Here is a 17,655-nt window from a genome sequence, read left to right on the forward strand (position 1 = left end):
TTCGCGTTATATCAATTATGTTAAATCAGACAAAGGTGAAGCAATTTTGAGTAAAGCGTCATCAGAGCCAAAAGGCACGCACGTCAACGTTGAGTTATCGGGCAAACATAACCAAATCCTTGAGAGCTCTAAGGCTCAGAATAACCGAACAAAACGTGCCGAGGCACAAGCTCGTCTAGAGCATCACCTTGAACTTTTTGGTGTGAACTGGGAAGTGCCAAAAAACAAACCGTAATTTTTTCAAAAAAAGATCCCGAAGTTGGATCGCTTTGCGTTAGCTCACTCCTATATAGCCTTTCCCTGAAAAGCTTTATAGGAATGCGATTACCGCAACTGTAAGCGCGAAGAACCGCGCAGGGCAGGTTACTCCTAAGAAGGTAGAAAACCTTCTCCGATACATAAATCGGGAAATGTGCGAGCCGTATGCTAGGCGATGTCCGTATCTGTCAGGAGCGGGAATGTAGCATCTGTAATCACCAATATGACAGTAACGGTGATCCGTCGCTTTCGAGCGGTTATATCGAAGAAACCTTTCTATTTAAGCTCGCTTTTGGCTGCTATAACGAGGCGAAGCCTCTTGTAGAGCCAAAAGGAGTACCGCGCCAGCGGATTGAACTCACCGTACTCTCAGACTGAGAGGCAATTTGAAAGACGTTGCTCTGGCGACCTCTTTCAAATTGCGGTAGCACCCCGTCCTTAACGGATTTGTATATAAAACTTTAGCCGCTACCGCAATTTACCTCTTGGACGCTTTACATGCTCACTGACCCAATATGGGTTGTGCTCTTGAAAACAGCACAGAAAACCTTCTGTTCACAGTCAAACTGTGAGTGATGCCAACACTTCAAAAATAAACCGTTATCCCTCTGGGGCGTCAGTCTTGTAAGCGCATTTATCGCGCAGTCTATTGGCAGTAGGCTGAAAAAGAGCAAGCAGCCCGACTAAAGCACCCATGCCCCATCCAAGGCCAGTGAGCATTTAAAGCATCCACTTAATATTTCAATACACCGCCGACACCAACAACGAAGCGGTGACTCTCTCATCAACCAAGGAATAATGTTATGAACACACGAACTCAACGCACTTTGGCTTTTACTCTCGGACTAGCCGTCTCTGCGATTTTAGTAACGCAACCTGCTTTGGCTGCCGATATTTTTGCTAGTGGTAAACAAGCCATGAAAGATACCGCGGGTAAAGGATCTTCGGTAGAAACCGCCATGCTCGGCACTGGACTTGTCGGGGCCGTCGTCACAGGGTTAATGACTCGCAACTGGTTTGCAGCCCTTGGCGGTTTTGCTGGCGGCTCTATTTTATGGAACGTCGGCGCGCCTTTAGTTGGACTTGGGTAAGCAGTGATGGAAGACCCTCATCAGTTTTTCTCTATCCCTAAGCACATGAACAAAGGACGCCGATGGCTCGGCTTCCCAGTCGATGAGATTGCGCCAGCTTTCTTTATTTTTGGTCTCGCCTTCTGGCTTAAACACGAAATGATAGGGCTAGCGTTATCAATGGCTTGGTTCGGTGGACTGCGCTACATCAAAGCGCAATACGGTGACAACATCATCATCTTGTCCCTGTATTGGTGGGGCGCTTCCTTTGTCAGTCCTACTTTCTTTAAACGCACTCCGCCGGCTTGCCGACGCTATTGGATTTTCTAAGGAGCCAACCTCTTATGGACCCGTATGTAAAACGGGATAGGTTAGCCATCAAAAGCCTGCTCAACTTCTTATTGGTTGCAGGCTTTCTTGCTATGCTTATCACCAACCTGGTATTGGGTTACACCAGTTATCAAGCCCTAACCCATCAAAGTCGAACTCTCATTCCTCCGACCGTTTCAAAAGCGTTTACTGTCTCCGATGGCGCCGTCGATGAACCTTACCTTGAGCAGATGGCGGATTATTTTCTCTACCTAAAACTCAATGTCACCCCTGCCAACGTCGCACGTCAGTTTGGACAACTCCTTGAGTATGTTGATGAGCAAAGCTGGCATAGTGTGCAACCTAAGCTACTGCGTGAAGCAACGGTGATTAAAAAAGACAACATCAGCAGTCAATTTTCTGTCGAGTCTATCCGCATTTCGCTCGATACCCTCCAAGTGCAGCTCTACGGCAAACTGCAAAAGTACGTAGGACAGCGCGCTTTAGAGCCAGAAATGAAATGGTATCAGGTCAGCTTTAGCTATGAGCATGGCGTGATAGGTTTACTCTCCATTGAAGAAGTCGAGGTCAATACCGATGAATCTTTATGAGCAATCATTATCCCCACAGCAGCGATGGCGTTATCACTTTATCTCTATCATCTTGCTGCTGGCGTTTTTTATCGCCCCCTTTGCCATGGCGCAGAACGCATCTAAAGTCAGTTATGAATTTGCCGAAGGTGACACGATACCCTTGGCACTCTCTTCAATTAACATCAACCGCTTAGTGGTCAAAAATGACCGCATCATCTCCATTGTTTGTCCAAAAGGGTTTTGTACCTCATCAGGCAACCAAAAAGACGCCTCTGGCTCTGTCACCTTAAAAATCAACATTGCTTTACCCTTTACTGCGCACCTGACCACAGAAAAAGGACGCTTGTTTGCCCTATTTATCACCCCAAAAGCCACCCCGGCGTTAGTAACCGAGTTTGTCTGGTCTGAAAGCTACAAAGAGCAGCAAAGTCCGATAGAGCTTGCTGCAGATTATCCCGCCGCCATGACAGCTCTGACTAAAGCCATGATGCGTTTTGTCCATGATGGATCACCCATTGCTGGCTTTAAACGTCATGACGTTGACCCCAAAACGCTGCCAAAGGATGAAAGTAAACTTGCCATCATTCCTCAAACCGTCTTTGTTGGCAGCGATTACTCTGGCGTGATTTACCAGCTCAAAAATCAAGGAAGCAGCGATATGCCTCTCACAACTGCGCAATTTTACAGCTATTCCGCTCGTTCAGCCGCGCTTGAGGCTTACCACTTAGCCCCTGGACAAACCACAACGCTCTATCTCATCACTGGAGGAGGTGCAGCCCATGTTCGATAAACAAAGAGACGCCTTAGATGGGTTTAAGAAACGGTTTTTCAAAGACACTGACGGCGACTTTGAGCAAGGGGGAGAAGTCAATGCAGCCACACAAAAGCGTAACCGCAACATCACGTTTGTGGCGCTAACCGTCATTGGTGTGATTGCCTTTGCGGTTTGGCGATTCACCTTGCCTTCCGAGCCAGAGCAAACCCAAAACGAAGCGGTAGGATTTGGGGCTATTGTCACTGACGACTTTACCGATAAGGACAACCAATCCGCCCTCACCTTTCAGCAAGATAAAATTAACCAGCTCGAGCAAAGCCTGACCAAGTTTGAAGGTACACTCAATCGCATTGGTGAAAGTTTAAAATCTGAAATGGATAACCTCAAAACCACCACAAAGCGCAATCAAGAGTCACAGCTCGCCGGACTAGAGCAGCAGATGCAACAAAAGCTTGATGAAGTGGACGCGCTCAAAGCTGAACTTGAAGCGCAGCTTGCAGCAGGTCCCGCCATCAACCCAAATCAACCTTATGAGTCGAACACGGCTCAAGGCGAGGTGTTCGGCAAATACAAACTGCCGGCAAAATCCGCCATTAGGGATGATGTGGATGCGAGCAATATTGATGAGTTCACCTACAAAAGACAAGATGATATCGCCTTTAACGGCGATGCGTTTGATAGCTTTGAATTTCATTGGCAAGCCAGCATCGATGAGAAAAAATCCCGTCGCACAACCGATAATTATGTCCCGACTGGCACCTTTGTTACCGCCGTGGTGACAGGCGGCGCTGATGCTAACGCCGGCGTTTCAGGTCAAGGGGATACGTCACCGATTGTCTTTCAGACCGTCAATCAAGGTATTTTACCTAACGGTAAAAAGTCTAAGCTGGGCAACTGTACCATTACCGGGGCGGTTTACGGTGAAATCTCATCCAGTCGTGGCGTCGCCCGAACTAACCGCATGAGTTGCATTCAAGACAACGGCGATATCTTAGATATTCCTATCAATGCCACCGTGTTTAACTTTGGCCGAAATGGTATCCGCGGCACCACCATTTTGAAAAACGGTAAAATCGTTCAAATGGCCGGTATTGCGGCCATTTTGCAAGGTGTGGGGGATGCAGGTAAAGCGCTGGCTCAAACCACCACTCCTACGGCTCTGGGACCAAGCTCCAGTGTTGACCCCGATAAAATCGGGTTAAGCCTACTTGGCGGCGCAACAGAAGGCGTAGGCAGCAAACTGGCTGACTACTACATCAAGCTGGCTGAGCTTTACCACCCGATTGTAGAAGTGAATCCCGGCGCCGTAGTGAACATTGTCTTTTTAGAAGGCTTTCCGCTCGATCCGCTTCTTGCCGAGGAGTACGAGACACGTATTAACGAGCAGCGAGAACAAGTCTCCAGCACCAATCAGATACTCGATGTCATCACCAATGCGCCACCCCTGCCCCAAGTCAACCAAACTACCCCAATCAACCCATTAGCGCAAAAACTCACCCAACAAGGGTTAAACAGCGTGGGCTTTGGGCGTGAGGAGTAACCATCATGAGATTGAAACTTTTATCTTACTTATCTTTTGCATTATTCACGCTAACTGGCTGCAGCGCAGGTTTTGACAGTGAATACAGCTGCGACAAAGTCGGCGGCATTTCAGGTTGCGTCACCATGAACGAGGTACGAGACAACTTGTACGGTTATACCGGTGATAACGCCACGATAAGCAGCCATACAAGAACGACACCACCGAGCGCGTTCACCCTACTGCCAAGACGAAACCGAGATGGAGAGCCACAGCGAAGCCAAGAAGAGGTCAAAAAGCTCACCATCTTCCCCTTTATCGATAAAGATAACCATTATATCGATACCATGGACATCTACTTCGTATTGGATGAAAGTCGTTGGTCAGGACGACCAGCACGTGCTATTTGGAAGGATTAAACATGATATCTAACTCAAGCAGCGGTCTATCTGCCTTGTTCCAAGAGGCAAAACGCGCCCAAAACCACCTTCACCATGAACTGCCGTATCGAGACTACGACCCTATAGAGCACGTCTTTGGAAACACCCACTCTCGCGGATTCGGATTTAAAATCAGTGTGCTTGGCGGTGCAAATGATGACTTAATTCAGTCACTCAGCCACCTTGTCGGGGATTTACCCGAAGGCGATAAGTGGGATTATCAAGTCCAGCTATTTGGTCATAACCGCGTGGCGCATTACTTAGAGGGTAATCAACACCTACTCAGTCAGCGTGGCGGCATTTGTCAGAAGATGGCGAATGATGATGCCATTTATGCCCATTACGCTGCGCAGCACGGCTTTTTGCACAGACAAAAGAACAACAGCTTTGACCTTCGCGACTACGACGCCTTCTTTTTTGTTTCGACGACCGAAAAAGACCCGCAAGAGCTGCTTGATGCGCGCATGACATTAGAGACAGGACTGGCGCAGCTTGGCTTTGATTTGCTGCCCGTCACACCAGAAATGCTGCTTACAGGCGTTGGAGATATCTTAAACTTCGATAAAACCCAAGACAGACCGAAGGAAAAAAACTACAACCCACTAGAGCCATTAAATCTGCAAGCCTTATCGCCAGACACCGAAGCGCTGACCCATCGAGGTCATATTGCCACCCGTCACACCAACGACCAAGGGGAAGAGGTTCACACTCGTATTGTCAACATGGGACTGTCAAGGCTGCCTGGCGATTATCGTCTTTATGCATTGCCAGAGGCATTTTCCTCTATCCGCAACGTTTCACGTAATATCACCTGCCCTCATCGCGTAACATTGAATTTCCGTAATGAGCCAACGGGTAAACAAAATGCAGATAATGACAACAAGATAAAAGACCTCACCAAAACGGTGAACAGTCAAATGGCGCTGCTCGCGCCAACGGCAGAAGATGAACTTAAAGAGCGTAAAGCCCTACAAAAAGGTCTTTTATCTAAAGAGTTCACCATTGCCTCCATGGTGTTGACGGTCTCTCTCTTTACGGACAAAAACCGTCAAAAGAAAGACACGCAAGCAGCGAAAGAGTCTTTCAGTAATGCCGGACTCGATATCATTCCACTGAAAATGAATCAGCCACAAGCGCTGCTTTCCACGCTGCCTTTTATGATGAGTGAAGGACTATGGGGTGACTGCAAAAAAGCCGGGCGAGTTCGCACATTAAAAAGCTCCAACCTGGTTAACTTCTTTCCGCTCATCATGGACTTTTGCCAGCTCAAAGGCGGGGTGTTGCTTCCAACCATGCGCCAGCAAATCTCTTTCTTTGACCCTTTTACCTGTGGCAGTGATAACCAAAACATCGCCTTAACCGGTGGCTCTGGGGCAGGTAAGAGTTTCTTAGTTCAGGAGATAGCCAAAACCGTCTACGCCATGGGCGGTAAAGTGTGGATACTCGATAAAGGGAGCAGCTACAAAAAAATCACTCTGAGTCTTGGTGGCACTTACATGACGCACGCCAATATCTTCTTAAACCCGTTCACCCATCTTGGCGCCATGCAGGACGCGGACTTTGAGTTTGTGGACGACGAAGGCAAGCCAGTAGACCCAATGATGGAAGCGCTCGATAACATCACAGCTCTGTTTGCGACTATCGCTTCGCCTTACGCCCCCCTGACCGCATTTCAGCAAAGTGTGTTAGGCGATGCCATCGTGACCGCATGGGAGCGCAAGGGCAACCAAGCACTCGTGGATGATGTCAGAGACGCTCTGATTGAAATTGCCGGAGAAGAGAGCGATCGACGCATCAAAGACATTGCCGTGCAGCTGAAAAAGTTCTGCACTGACGGCATGTATGGCGATGTGTTCAACAAACCCTCCATGCTTGACCCTAACGTGGACATCACCACCCTAGAGCTTGATGGGTTCCCACCTGCCGTTCTAAGACCGGTTATTTTTGCTCTTATGGTCTCGATTAACCAGCAGATGTACCTATCTGGCTCTCGCTCAACGCCAAAGATGTGCATCATTGAAGAGGCGTGGAGTTTGCTGTCTGGAGCCAACGAACAAGCCAGAGAGTTCATCAACACCGGCTATCGCACAGCGCGTAAGTTCGGCGGCAGTTTTTGTACCGTGACTCAAGGCATTGAAGACTTCTTTAGCAGTGAAGAAGCCAAAGCGTGTTACAACAACTCCGATATCCACATCATTCTTCGCCAAGGTGAAGGCTTTGATAAATACCTAACCCAAAACCCTGACGCCTTTTCAAAGTATGAGCAGCGGCTTATCAAAAGCTTTGATCCCTCAGCGATTGCGGGCTACAGCTGCGCACGCATCAAAGCCGGGGGGCACGTGACCTACCATCGCTTTTTTGCTTCACCAGTAAAACGCGCCATGTTCTCAACGGAACCCAAGGAGTTTGAATACTGTGAAAATCTTTATAAACAAGGCTTGCCATTGGAAGAGGCCATTGAACAAACCTCCATGCACTACTACGGCAAGGAAATTGAGGCATTTAACCAAGCGATTGGGGCGAGTACTTAACTCGCTGCCTATTATCCTCGTAACGGGTATTGCCGCTTTTAACGCTTATGGAAAAGCACTAGGGCAAGTGGCTCCGGTCTTTCCTATCGGTGAAATTGACATGCTTAAATGGATTGACCACAGGCTGAGACAATTTGAAGCCAATGGTAAGCTGGCTGACATGCAGGAAGCGTTCACCCAGCGAGTAAAGGAAAGCATTGAAAACCCGCCGCCCGTCGAAGGACTGACGAGTACAACCAACCCACGTACCTTTTACGTTGCCCCAAGCATCGTTATCCCTAAAGACATCGTTGTACCTGCTACCGGGCAAGTCATCGCCAAAGCGGGCACCAAGGTTAACCCCTTTGACAGCCGAACCTGGCCAAAGGCAAACAGCAAAGACATTTTGCCTAAGTTTGAGCTTAGTAAGGTACTGGTGTTTTTTGATGCCAGAGATGCGCAGCAAAGGCGCTTTGCCAGTGAGTACCACAATGATAAGCCCATCAAATGGGTACTGACCGCAGGGAGCCCAAACCAAATGGCAACCTTACTCGATGCCAGAATATACTTTGCTCAAGACGGCTTTTTAACCAGCAGATTGAACATTACTCATGTTCCCGCCATTGCTTATCAAGAAGGCACACGCTGGCGCATCGATGAAGTCAACGTCTCAGATTTGCAGCCCTTGGAGATAGAACAATGACTTACCACCTTGGATATCATCAAGAAAAGCCGACAGCAATTCTTGATCATTCTTCCAAGCAACACCCTCTCATTGTTAATCAAGCTCGCTTTTGACTGCTATAACGAGGCGAAGCCTCTTGTAGAGGCAAAAGGAGTACCACGCAACGCGTGGAAAAGGACACCCTATGAAACAGCGACACTTTCCTTTATTGCTGTGCTGCCTATTGGTTTTTATTGCCCCATCCACCCTAGCAGCCAGTGCGGCGTGTAAAAGCCGCTTTATCAATCCCATCACAGACATCTGTTGGGACTGTTTATTTCCCATGACCATCGGCTCCGCCACCGTAATGCCTTCCAAATACCCCGACACCAACAACCCGACACTGCCAATATCCTACTGCCCTAAACCGCCGCCTATCTTTGTTCAAGTTGGGGTAAATATCGGCTATTGGGAGCCTTATGCCTTAACCGACGTCACCCGCGTGCCTTATTGTATGGTGAATATGGGCACACAGCTTTCTGGTGCAAACAGCCAAAAAATAGGAGGACGTGTCACCGCTCGTGACAGCGACAGTAGCGACGGCGGCTTTTATCATGCGCATTGGTATAAATACCCGGTCATTTACTGGCTACAATTGATGCAATCGACCGCGTGTATGGCAACGGATAATTTTGATGTGGCGTACATGACGGAAATTGACCCACTTTGGGATGATGACGAGCTCTCGCTCATACTCAACCCAGAAGCATTACTCTTTGGCAATCTGGTTGCACAACTTGCTTGTGTCCCCGAAGCGATGCTCACCTCCACGAACGTTGCACTGCCTATTGATGCGTTATTTTGGTGCCTGGGCTCACAAGGTAGCGCGTGTCCATTGACGGGAACAACTAACTACCGAGATACTCCCATTCAAGCCGCAACGCTGCTCATGGAAAAACTGAATTATAAGCTTCACAGGCAAGGCATTGTGTGGGAGACGCGCGGTGAAGATGGGGCAATTTGTTACCAATATCCCGACCCAATTTTACCAAAATCTCGCTACCGTTATCAGATGTCGTCACCCATCCCCGATGCAGCATGGTGCCACCCTTATACGACCACAACCACCTTATGGGAAGCTGGCCACGACAACCCCGTCACCGGAGATAATTTTGGTTTTGTTCAGTGGCGAAAGCGTAACTGCGTATTTTTGTAAGAGGCAATCATGACTTTTTCACCACCGACATTACAAGGCGAGTCAGAATTGTTTATTGCCAGCAACTTGAACTCTCTTGAGGACTTTTTAAAGACGGACATAGCCAATCACAAGCAGATCTATTGTTGCTTTCCTTTGAGGCATTTCTGTTTCTCGTTTTGCAAAGACCTCAACGCCCGCAAAGTCTGCTCAATCAGTTTTCAAGACGCTCGTACTCTCTATCCACCATTTAAACGCCTATGACCAAGGGGGTCATATGACCATATCATCATTTGAGAGCGCCTTGTGGCGCTCTCTTGTTTTTCTGTGCTTGTTTATCTCGCTGCCTAGCCATGCTTATACAGAGCAAGAGCTCAAAGCTTTTGCCAAACTTGAGCAAGCACTTAGCCAACAAACTGACACGGCAAACCAGTGGCAGATTGACCAGGTGCAAAACCAAGCCAATGCCTATAAGCAGCAAGCATTTGATGCCAGTCGAAAAATTCAAGCCTTAGTAAAAGAGGAAAGCCTCTCTCCACTGCTCGGCATGCAAAAACCCCCACGCAATCCAGACCAAGCGCCCAAAGGCGTAATGGTTTTTGTGTCGCTGACTATGCCCGATACGGCACTGAAACAATTGCTGACGCAAAGTGAGCATCTCGGTGTCCCTCTTGTGATACGTGGCGTCTTGCCAGAAGGTTTTCCAGCCACTGCCAAGCGCATCGAATCATTAATACGCTCACCAAACCAAGCACCAATACAGAGTGGATTTTCAATCAGTCCTGATTGGTTTAAGCAGTTTGATATTACAAAGGTGCCGGCTTTTGTATCGGTCAAGTCAGGGCGTTGTCTGCCAGAGCAACCTTGCTCCAACTCTGACTACGACATTCTTTATGGCAATATCTCGCTTTATCAAGCGCTAGATTATCTCGCCATGGGCGATGCGCAGCAAAACATTCACCCTCTGCTGCGCACTCTGTATTCACAATAATGCTTAAGTCATGATGAGGCGCAATCCATGCCAATATCCAAAAAACTCCATAACCTCTGGAGCGAGATTTTCATAGAGCCAAGAAAACAAAAAGCGCGACGCTACGAAGATATTGACCCCAAAATCACACCTTTGGTATCACAGTTAAATACTGTGCCATCAATAAAAACGCTTGCTTCCTGCCAAGGTCACGCCTTCGGGCGACCAGAGCCGCCTTATGTTTACTTTGTAGCAGAGCAAGGTGCAGTAGAAAGGCTTATTCAAGCGGTAAGAAAAGCCCGTCAACGAGGTAAATTGCACCACCCTTGGGAAATTGTTGGGCAATACAATCATGACATTCAGTTAGTTTGGGCTCTTTCGTCTACGTATCATGATCAGTATTACTTGAAATCTAACGTGATAGATCTGGCATGGCATCGTGATCGCATTGATGATGACATTCAAACGCTCACGCACATCGTGCGCCAGTTACAAAAAATATTGTAAATATCCACGTTGGATAAACTCAAATACGAAATAGACGCCACTGCCGCCTAAAACAATAAAAGCCAGCCATTTTTCAAGACGCTTTCTTCTTGCGATAGCACCAAATGGGTCACCAGTACGACAATTCGGACATCGGTCTGCATCCGGAGCAACAGGATGTTCACAAACAACACATTTTAAAAGCATATCAATACTCCAATCCAAAAATGTTTATCGTTCTAGCATAAGCAACACTCTTATGCCTACTCAAACATTGTACTCTTACCATCACTTTTAACGAGGTGTTTCTTATGCGCCTATACCCTTGGGCTGCGCTCATGCTCAGCCTTTTCTCTGCATCGGCTTTAACCAGCGAACAGCAAACCTTCACTGATGCCGCAAGCTGGGCAAAACAAACAGCGAACCAAGCCCTAAAGCCAAGCTCGCTCCCTCTTAATATCGATGATTACTGCAAAGATGCCGCTTGTAAAAGAGAGATACGAAACCCAAAAGAATCCCACCTCTCTGACAGCGACATCAATAGCCAAAAAAATCTCGCTTTTGCAAAAGATGAGACCGCCCAAGCAATACAGAACAACTTCAATAAGGGTAAGCCTGATATAAAAAACGATCCGGCGATGCGCTTTGCTTTACTTGGTCAAGAAAATGCCTTTGAAATCACCCATGGCGTATCTAACGCCTACGTAGACTGTGATGCTGGAACGCAGTGCTTAATTGAAAATCACACACGCATTTGCACCTCACCAACGAACAACAACGTGCCTTGTTATAGTACGCCCGTGGCACAGGTTGAAATCGGCATCACACGCTATCAATGTCAGGACGGATGGACGTTAAAAGGCATGACTTGCCATAACGTTGAGACGCAATGCCGCTTCGATAAGAGCAACCAGACGACTGACTCCGCTCGCTTCCACAATTGCTACTCAAGCAGCGGTTATACAACCACTTATTATTGGGATGGAAAGCAGGTTTACTCTAAAGATGGTTATTACAAAGGGGATTACAAATACGCCACAAATTACAATAGCTGCGGCATTGCAACTACAAGCCTTTATGAAATTTGCGGTCCAGTCCCTATCGAAAAGCCCGCCGCTTTGAAGTGCGATGCGGGTTATACACTCTCTGGCGCACAGTGCATCAAAAACACCTTTTCATGGAAGACCGATTGCTCCTTACTAAAAGACTGCAAAAAAACCAACCAAGTCTGCATTGAAGGACCGCAAACTCGCATAATTAACGGTATTCCCACTCATCTTGATTGCTGGAAATACCAAGTCAATCACCTTTGCGAACTGTCAGACTCCTGCGCCAGTTTACCCAAAGACTGCAAAGAACAATCTCGCTCTTGCTCACTCAAACAAAATGGGTTTTGCGTCGAAGAAGAAATCAAAAAAAGTTGCCCTGAAAAATCATGCCGCGCCACCCAAATGCAGTGTGGTGAACAATCCTTTTGCCTTGATGGCGATTGCTACGTGGAAGAGCCAAAACTCAATGGCAACTTTGATAAATCCGTCGCGGCACTGGCAGGGCTTGCCGAAGCGGTAAAAGATGTCGGCGACCCGCCTAAGATATTTACTGGCAAACCCATGAAATGTGACAAAAAACTCGCAGGCTTTAACGACTGCTGCAAAGACTCAGGATGGGGACAAAGCCTGGGAGCAAAATGCAGCGAAGGTGAAGAAGCATTAGGCAAAGCGAAAGAGAAAGGATTAACCCTGTATGTAGGGCAATACTGCGCCAAGAAAGTCCTTGGGGTTTGCACACGTAAAAAACGCAGTTACTGCGTCTATGACAGCAAACTTGCCAAAATCATTCAAGAGCAAGGCTCTATCGGGCAATTAGGTAAAGGACTTGGCAGTGCCAAAAACCCAACTTGCGCAGCTATCACCCCGGAAGAACTCGGTCAAATCAACTTTGAGCACATCGATTTTTCAGAGTTCTACCCAGAAATGCACGCCAACACCAACCTGCCTAACTTTGATGAAATCAAGAAACGACTTCAAAGTGCAGCGGGCGGTTAAATCGACCTTCATCACTAAACAAAGGAAATTACATGAAAAACTTTATCCAGCGCCACCACTCCACACTATCACTGCTTGCTAAGCACCTCATTCAAACACCCGCGGTATTACTGCTTGTCATCGCTGCTTATGTTTTAGCAACTGACACCTATTTTAATCACAACCAAAGAATCGTCACCGCAGTGACACAAGCTGCGTGGCTTGGTAAAGCTGAGAAAGGGCAGATACGCATTTTTGAATGCACCGATGGAACACCGATTGATAGAGCGACCATCGTAGGTAACGCCAACCCTTGTCCAAATTCGGAAGTGAAAACCACCTCAATAGCCGACTCAGCACGCCAGACCACACAGCGCGAAAGAGAGCAAATAGGGCTACTTTATTTGAGTTTGGTGATTATCAGCCTACTTGCAACCGGCTTATTTAGAGCTTGCGACCACATCAAAGCAAAGTATGGCAAGCGCTCAAGACAGATGACCAATCAGTGCAACGAAGGATCAACTCACCAAACTAAGCCTGATGAAAACAATAAGATAATGGAGAAAGACAAGAAGGTAGAACAGTAAGGAAATACGCTCTTATCGCCAAGCAATGGAAATCTGGCGATAAGAGCAATCCATTTAAGCCGTCGTTTTGTATTGCAGAAATAGCGCCTGTTGGCAAAGTGACTGCCATCATTCAACCCATAGGCTGATATCACTGCGATAACTCAAATTAACACAAGGGAAATTCATCCATGCATAAATACCTTTCACCTCAAACAGCACGCAACTTGATTGTCTCTCTCGTTGGTGCGTATCTAGTGGTTTTCATTCCAGGTCAACCTACTTGCGCAATAACCTGGTATTTTTGGTTAGCCGCAAGCGCACTGGTATGGGGATTCATCACTTGGGCCGACTCTCGCCCCTCTGGTTTTACGCTAAACAAGATCACACTAAGCGGATGCCTCATACTTTTATCGGGAGGGGTTACACACATCTTAATTACCCATCCTATTGAAGACTTCATCGGTCTAATGATGGCGACTGGGGTCGTATTATTAGGTGCTTATTCAGACGAGAAAGACCCACAACCAAGCGAACGTTCATCAACATCAAAGGGAGAGTGAGCGCTCTATGACTTTCTTTGCAGACTTACAAAAATCATCTTTAGGCAAGCCATCTCGGGTAAAAAAGTCATAAGCATATCAACCATCAAAAGGAAATCGTCATGTTTATTGCCCTCCTGCAAACTTTCTTACTGCGTACCTTTACTCTCTTACGGCTCATTCCAAACGATGTGATACTCACTAAGCAACTTGACCGTTATCCCGATATCACTAAAAGGCTGGATGAGTATCGAGAGCTGATAGAAAACATTGAAAAACAGACTCACTACTTTAGCAGTGAGCAAGGCGTATGGTCTAAACACCACGCCTTGCTCCATGATGAATACCTTCAATACTTACTCACGCTGCGCAACCCATCGACACATCAGATGCACCACCTACGTGAGAGACCCAAGTGCTTAAGCTCTTAATCACTTCGCTTTATTTAACCAAGGCCTATGATGATGAAAAAATCTCTGCTTTACGTCATTACCCTAACGCTGCTTGCCCCTCTATCTTCTGCTCTCGCCAATGATGCCCCACCAGGGTGGCGATGGTACAACGAGCCAAAACAAGCACCTAAAACGCCCAAACCTAAGCCGCTACCTAGCAATACCCAAACCACGGTATCCAGCCCTAAAACCTTGTCAGCAACCGAGCAAATGGACTGGTTCCATACCATGCACAAGGAGGCTCAAAACGATGCCACCATACACCCCAAAGATAAGGAAAAACTGGCAAGGTTCTTAGCACTTAATCGATTTATCACTGACCAGACTGACCAGCTAGGCATGACATTCAAATCGCTGCTACTGGAAAGACCGGAGCTCTCTTACACCAAAGACCACCCGACAGAGCAAGCCGCAAGGCAGGTGTATCTCGACCTGGAAAATAAAAAGAAAACCGATGCAGTTGAAAAGATGAAGCAGGAAGGCTGGGGATTTTTCTTTGTTTATGACGGCAACGATACGCTCAGTCAGCAACTCGCCCCTTCCATTCAAGCTTTTGCTGATCAATACCACTTAGAGCTTCTTGGTATCAGCAATGATGAAACCTTCATCACCAACATCAAAGAGAACCGCCATAACCAAGGCAAGGTCACCGTTCCTTTTACGCCAGCGCTGATTTTGGTGCACCCCCGCACCGGAGAGATGAAGCCACTGGCGTATGGCTGGATAAGCCAAAATGATTTGCTTGGGCGTTTTTACAACGTTGCGACCAACTTTGAGCAATCGAATTTCTAATCCAAAAACAGCCACCATACCAAAGCAAACAGCGCAAGCGCTGCCATAAACCCCAAACCTAGCTCAACGTTCGATACCGCATTATTTATCTCGTCCATACCGCCCTCTTGGATGACAACACTTTACTTGTTTCTTTTTAACCTAAAACGCAAGGAGGCACCATGCCATCTCTTCGCACTCTTTTGCTCAGTTTTGCGCTATTTGTTAGCAGCGCACACGCCGCCATGCAAAACCAATACGCTCTGGTGTTCTTTTTTGAAAGTACCTGCCCATACTGCCATAAGACTGCACCTAAAATTACTCGCCTTAGCGAACGCTTCCAATTACCTGTTTACGCTTTTTCTGTTGATGGGGCGGGCATTCCTGGCTTTGAAGTCCCTATTCCTGTCACCCCTGAAATAGGCAGCACTTTTTTCCCAAACAATGGCAAAGCCGTCATGCCCGCCACCTTCTTAATGAATGTGAATAGCCGTAAGTTTTCCCGCCTGAGCATTGGTGACGTACCAGAAAGCACATTAGCTCAGAGCATTCAAAACGCGCTCAATGACCCACGGGTACAGGAGGCGTTGCAATGATGCGCTCACTTACTCACCACTTATCCACTATTTCGGTGCATAAGCGGCTTATTCCTTTATTACTCATCACGTTACCTAGTATGAGCCATGCCGATACTAATAACTCACTGGCCCGCTTTTTTGATAGTTCAGGGTACAACGCCAATGTCTCGAACCCGACCGCCTATCAAGGTCAGTCTGCCAACTACTACACTGGGGGCAGCTTGTTTGTGCGCAATAAAATCATTGATGCGCAACTGGTCAGCGTCACCGTACCCTCTATCAGTGCGGGATGCTCAGGCATCGATATGTTTATGGGGGGATTTTCTCATATCAGCTCAGACCAACTGGTGAGAGTGGGCAAAGCAATTATCCACAACGCCCCACCCTTCATCACCAATCTGGCTTTGCAAACATGGGCTCCGCAGCTCAAGCAAAACCTTGATAATCTGCAAGCGATTGCCGACAAATACTTAAACCAGTCAGTGAACTCTTGTGAAGCGGCGCAAGCCGCCATCGGTGGGCTGGCCGCTTTTACCGCGCCAGCTACCAAAAAGCACGTCTGTGCGACACTCGGCACTCAAAACAATGCGTTCTCGGATTGGGTACAAGCCCAACATGAATGTGGCGCAGGAGGCAAAGCCGCAGGTCAATTAGCCAACGCCAAAAATGACCCGGCACTGAAAGACATCACCCAAACGAATCACAATGTGGTGTGGTCTGCGATTACCAATAACGCGTTTTTATCTGCAGATAAAAACCTCGCACAATTTATGATGAGCCTGTCAGGGACTTATGTGTACGACGCTAACGGCAACCCTCGCTACTACCCAAGCCTTTTGACCGACAACAATAATCTGGTCAACGTGCTTCTAGAAGGGGGCAAAGCCGATATTTACCAATGCAAAAGCACAGGCCCCAAAGCGTGCATTAGTATCAGCAAACGCAACAACTTATCCATTAGCCAGGCCAATGGCATTCAAAGCCAGATACGCAAACAGCTGGATTCAATACTGCGAAGCATTGGTACTGACCAAAAACTCACGGATAAGCAAAAGAGCTTTTTGGAGCTCACTCAAACACCAATATTAAAGTTCTTTATTGATGACTTGTCCGCCAATCAAACGCCGGATACCAGCAGTTACTCACGCATGATAGCAGTAGAGCTGCTTAATCAATACCTCACCAACATGTTGAGCATTGCCAGCCAATCACTGGCCAATACCAACAACAGTCAAGATGATATCACCCTCATCACTCGTGATATCGATAACGCCAAACGCTTTACTGCTGGGCTTGCCGATAAAGCTATTGAAGCGCTCAATAATCGCAATCAACTTATCGACTCACAAAGAAAAACCGCGCAGCAAAGCCAGAAAGACATTGGCACGACCACCAAGCCTGTGCCGGCTTATGGGAACTAACTTATGATACTCGAATATTACACCTATACCTCGGGCGAGGTGGTCAACAAAGCCTTTAACGCCCTCGCCACCTTTTTCAGAACCTCTACCTTTGGTGATTACTTACAGATGTGCATGATGCTGGGACTTATCACCAGCCTGTTTATTTTCATGCTCTCTCGTAACCCCAAAGACATCATCAAATGGATGGTGGTCTTCTTTGCCGTGCCTCTGTTTCTTATCAACATGAAAGCCGACATGCTCATCATTGATAAAACCCAACCGGGAAAAGTCTATAAAGTCGATAATGTCCCCTACCTTGTCGCCGTTCCGACGTATTTTTTCTCTTCTATCATGGTGGGAATGGCTGAGGGCGTGGAAGCGATTTTCACCACCTCAGATGATGAGCGCTACGGTCGTACTGGCATGCTGTTTGGCTCTGAGCTCTATCAGCTCTCAAGACAATCTAGCGTGCGCGAAATTGGACTCAAAAAACTGTGGAGTGATTATTTTCATAACTGCATGATTGGGGA

21 protein-coding genes are annotated in these 17,655 nt (G+C 47.3%); 20 read left to right on the forward strand and 1 reads right to left on the reverse strand.

Annotated features, from left to right (window positions below):
* The 12 genes from AACR11_RS00005 to AACR11_RS00060 all read left to right on the forward strand — a co-directional run.
* Positions 1-235, forward strand: a 235-nt coding sequence (locus AACR11_RS00005; protein WP_416316080.1) for a TraY domain-containing protein, incomplete at its 5' end; no start/stop codon positions are given.
* Positions 236-1,061: 826 nt separating this feature from the next.
* A complete protein-coding gene (gene traA, locus AACR11_RS00010) occupies positions 1,062-1,349 on the forward strand; it encodes a type IV conjugative transfer system pilin TraA (protein ID WP_017191046.1) in 288 nt (95 codons plus the stop codon).
* A 6-nt stretch (positions 1,350-1,355) separates the two neighbouring features.
* Positions 1,356-1,658: a type IV conjugative transfer system protein TraL gene (traL, locus tag AACR11_RS00015; RefSeq protein ID WP_029790652.1), complete on the forward strand. Its 303-nt coding sequence runs from the start codon at positions 1,356-1,358 to the stop codon at positions 1,656-1,658.
* Between the two features lie 14 nt (positions 1,659-1,672).
* On the forward strand, positions 1,673-2,248 hold the full coding sequence (gene traE, locus AACR11_RS00020; protein WP_079324241.1) for a type IV conjugative transfer system protein TraE: 576 nt from the start codon (positions 1,673-1,675) through the stop codon (positions 2,246-2,248).
* Entirely contained in the window at positions 2,235-3,020 is a 786-nt protein-coding gene (gene traK, locus AACR11_RS00025; RefSeq protein WP_079324243.1) for a type-F conjugative transfer system secretin TraK, read from the forward strand. The genes traE and traK overlap by 14 nt, the downstream gene beginning before the upstream one ends.
* Complete coding sequence (locus AACR11_RS00030; RefSeq protein ID WP_079324245.1) at positions 3,010-4,545, forward strand: TrbI/VirB10 family protein; 1,536 nt, start codon at positions 3,010-3,012, stop codon at positions 4,543-4,545. The genes traK and AACR11_RS00030 overlap by 11 nt, the downstream gene beginning before the upstream one ends.
* 5 nt (positions 4,546-4,550) lie before the next feature.
* Positions 4,551-4,943, forward strand: a complete 393-nt coding sequence (traV, locus tag AACR11_RS00035) for a type IV conjugative transfer system lipoprotein TraV (protein ID WP_017818836.1) — start codon at positions 4,551-4,553, stop codon at positions 4,941-4,943.
* 2 nt (positions 4,944-4,945) lie between these two features.
* Positions 4,946-7,495, forward strand: coding sequence for a type IV secretion system protein TraC (traC, locus tag AACR11_RS00040; RefSeq protein ID WP_079324247.1), 2,550 nt, complete (start codon positions 4,946-4,948; stop codon positions 7,493-7,495).
* The gene (traW, locus tag AACR11_RS00045; RefSeq protein WP_050936927.1) at positions 7,479-8,177 is read left to right on the forward strand and encodes a type-F conjugative transfer system protein TraW; all 699 of its coding nucleotides are present in this window, start codon (positions 7,479-7,481) and stop codon (positions 8,175-8,177) included. Before traC ends, traW begins: the two co-directional genes overlap by 17 nt.
* 166 nt (positions 8,178-8,343) lie before the next feature.
* Entirely contained in the window at positions 8,344-9,354 is a 1,011-nt protein-coding gene (traU, locus tag AACR11_RS00050; protein WP_079324249.1) for a conjugal transfer pilus assembly protein TraU, read from the forward strand.
* Between the two features lie 256 nt (positions 9,355-9,610).
* Positions 9,611-10,324 (forward strand): type-F conjugative transfer system pilin assembly protein TrbC, encoded by a 714-nt coding sequence (gene trbC, locus AACR11_RS00055; protein WP_079324253.1) that lies wholly within the window; start codon positions 9,611-9,613, stop codon positions 10,322-10,324.
* A gap of 27 nt (positions 10,325-10,351) precedes the next feature.
* Positions 10,352-10,810 carry a hypothetical protein gene (locus AACR11_RS00060; protein WP_079324255.1) on the forward strand — a complete coding sequence of 153 codons (459 nt, stop codon included), beginning with the start codon at positions 10,352-10,354 and terminating at the stop codon, positions 10,808-10,810.
* Here the strand turns inward: AACR11_RS00060 and AACR11_RS00065 are convergent.
* Positions 10,793-10,996 carry a hypothetical protein gene (locus AACR11_RS00065; RefSeq protein WP_017191036.1) on the reverse strand — a complete coding sequence of 68 codons (204 nt, stop codon included), beginning with the start codon at positions 10,994-10,996 and terminating at the stop codon, positions 10,793-10,795. The genes AACR11_RS00060 and AACR11_RS00065 overlap by 18 nt on opposite strands.
* A gap of 104 nt (positions 10,997-11,100) precedes the next feature.
* Between AACR11_RS00065 and traN the strand changes: the two genes are divergently transcribed.
* The 8 genes from traN to AACR11_RS00105 all read left to right on the forward strand — a co-directional run.
* Positions 11,101-12,834: a type-F conjugative transfer system mating-pair stabilization protein TraN gene (gene traN, locus AACR11_RS00070; protein WP_079324257.1), complete on the forward strand. Its 1,734-nt coding sequence runs from the start codon at positions 11,101-11,103 to the stop codon at positions 12,832-12,834.
* Between the two features lie 32 nt (positions 12,835-12,866).
* On the forward strand, positions 12,867-13,400 hold the full coding sequence (locus AACR11_RS00075) for a hypothetical protein (RefSeq protein WP_017191034.1): 534 nt from the start codon (positions 12,867-12,869) through the stop codon (positions 13,398-13,400).
* 170 nt (positions 13,401-13,570) lie between these two features.
* Entirely contained in the window at positions 13,571-13,942 is a 372-nt protein-coding gene (locus tag AACR11_RS00080) for a hypothetical protein (RefSeq protein WP_017191033.1), read from the forward strand.
* 101 nt (positions 13,943-14,043) lie between these two features.
* Positions 14,044-14,352 (forward strand): hypothetical protein, encoded by a 309-nt coding sequence (locus tag AACR11_RS00085; RefSeq protein ID WP_017818842.1) that lies wholly within the window; start codon positions 14,044-14,046, stop codon positions 14,350-14,352.
* Between the two features lie 27 nt (positions 14,353-14,379).
* Complete coding sequence (gene traF / locus AACR11_RS00090) at positions 14,380-15,165, forward strand: type-F conjugative transfer system pilin assembly protein TraF (protein ID WP_172458657.1); 786 nt, start codon at positions 14,380-14,382, stop codon at positions 15,163-15,165.
* A gap of 161 nt (positions 15,166-15,326) precedes the next feature.
* The gene (trbB, locus tag AACR11_RS00095; RefSeq protein ID WP_017188049.1) at positions 15,327-15,740 is read left to right on the forward strand and encodes a type-F conjugative transfer system pilin assembly thiol-disulfide isomerase TrbB; all 414 of its coding nucleotides are present in this window, start codon (positions 15,327-15,329) and stop codon (positions 15,738-15,740) included.
* Positions 15,737-17,143: a conjugal transfer protein TraH gene (locus AACR11_RS00100; RefSeq protein ID WP_079324261.1), complete on the forward strand. Its 1,407-nt coding sequence runs from the start codon at positions 15,737-15,739 to the stop codon at positions 17,141-17,143. Before trbB ends, AACR11_RS00100 begins: the two co-directional genes overlap by 4 nt.
* A 3-nt stretch (positions 17,144-17,146) precedes the next feature.
* On the forward strand, positions 17,147-17,655 hold a 509-nt coding region (locus AACR11_RS00105; protein ID WP_139374563.1), incomplete at its 3' end, for a conjugal transfer protein TraG N-terminal domain-containing protein.

It is taken from the genome of Vibrio sp. L85 (assembly GCF_963871815.1).
In the GTDB taxonomy this organism is placed as follows: Bacteria; Pseudomonadota; Gammaproteobacteria; order Enterobacterales; family Vibrionaceae; genus Vibrio; species Vibrio harveyi.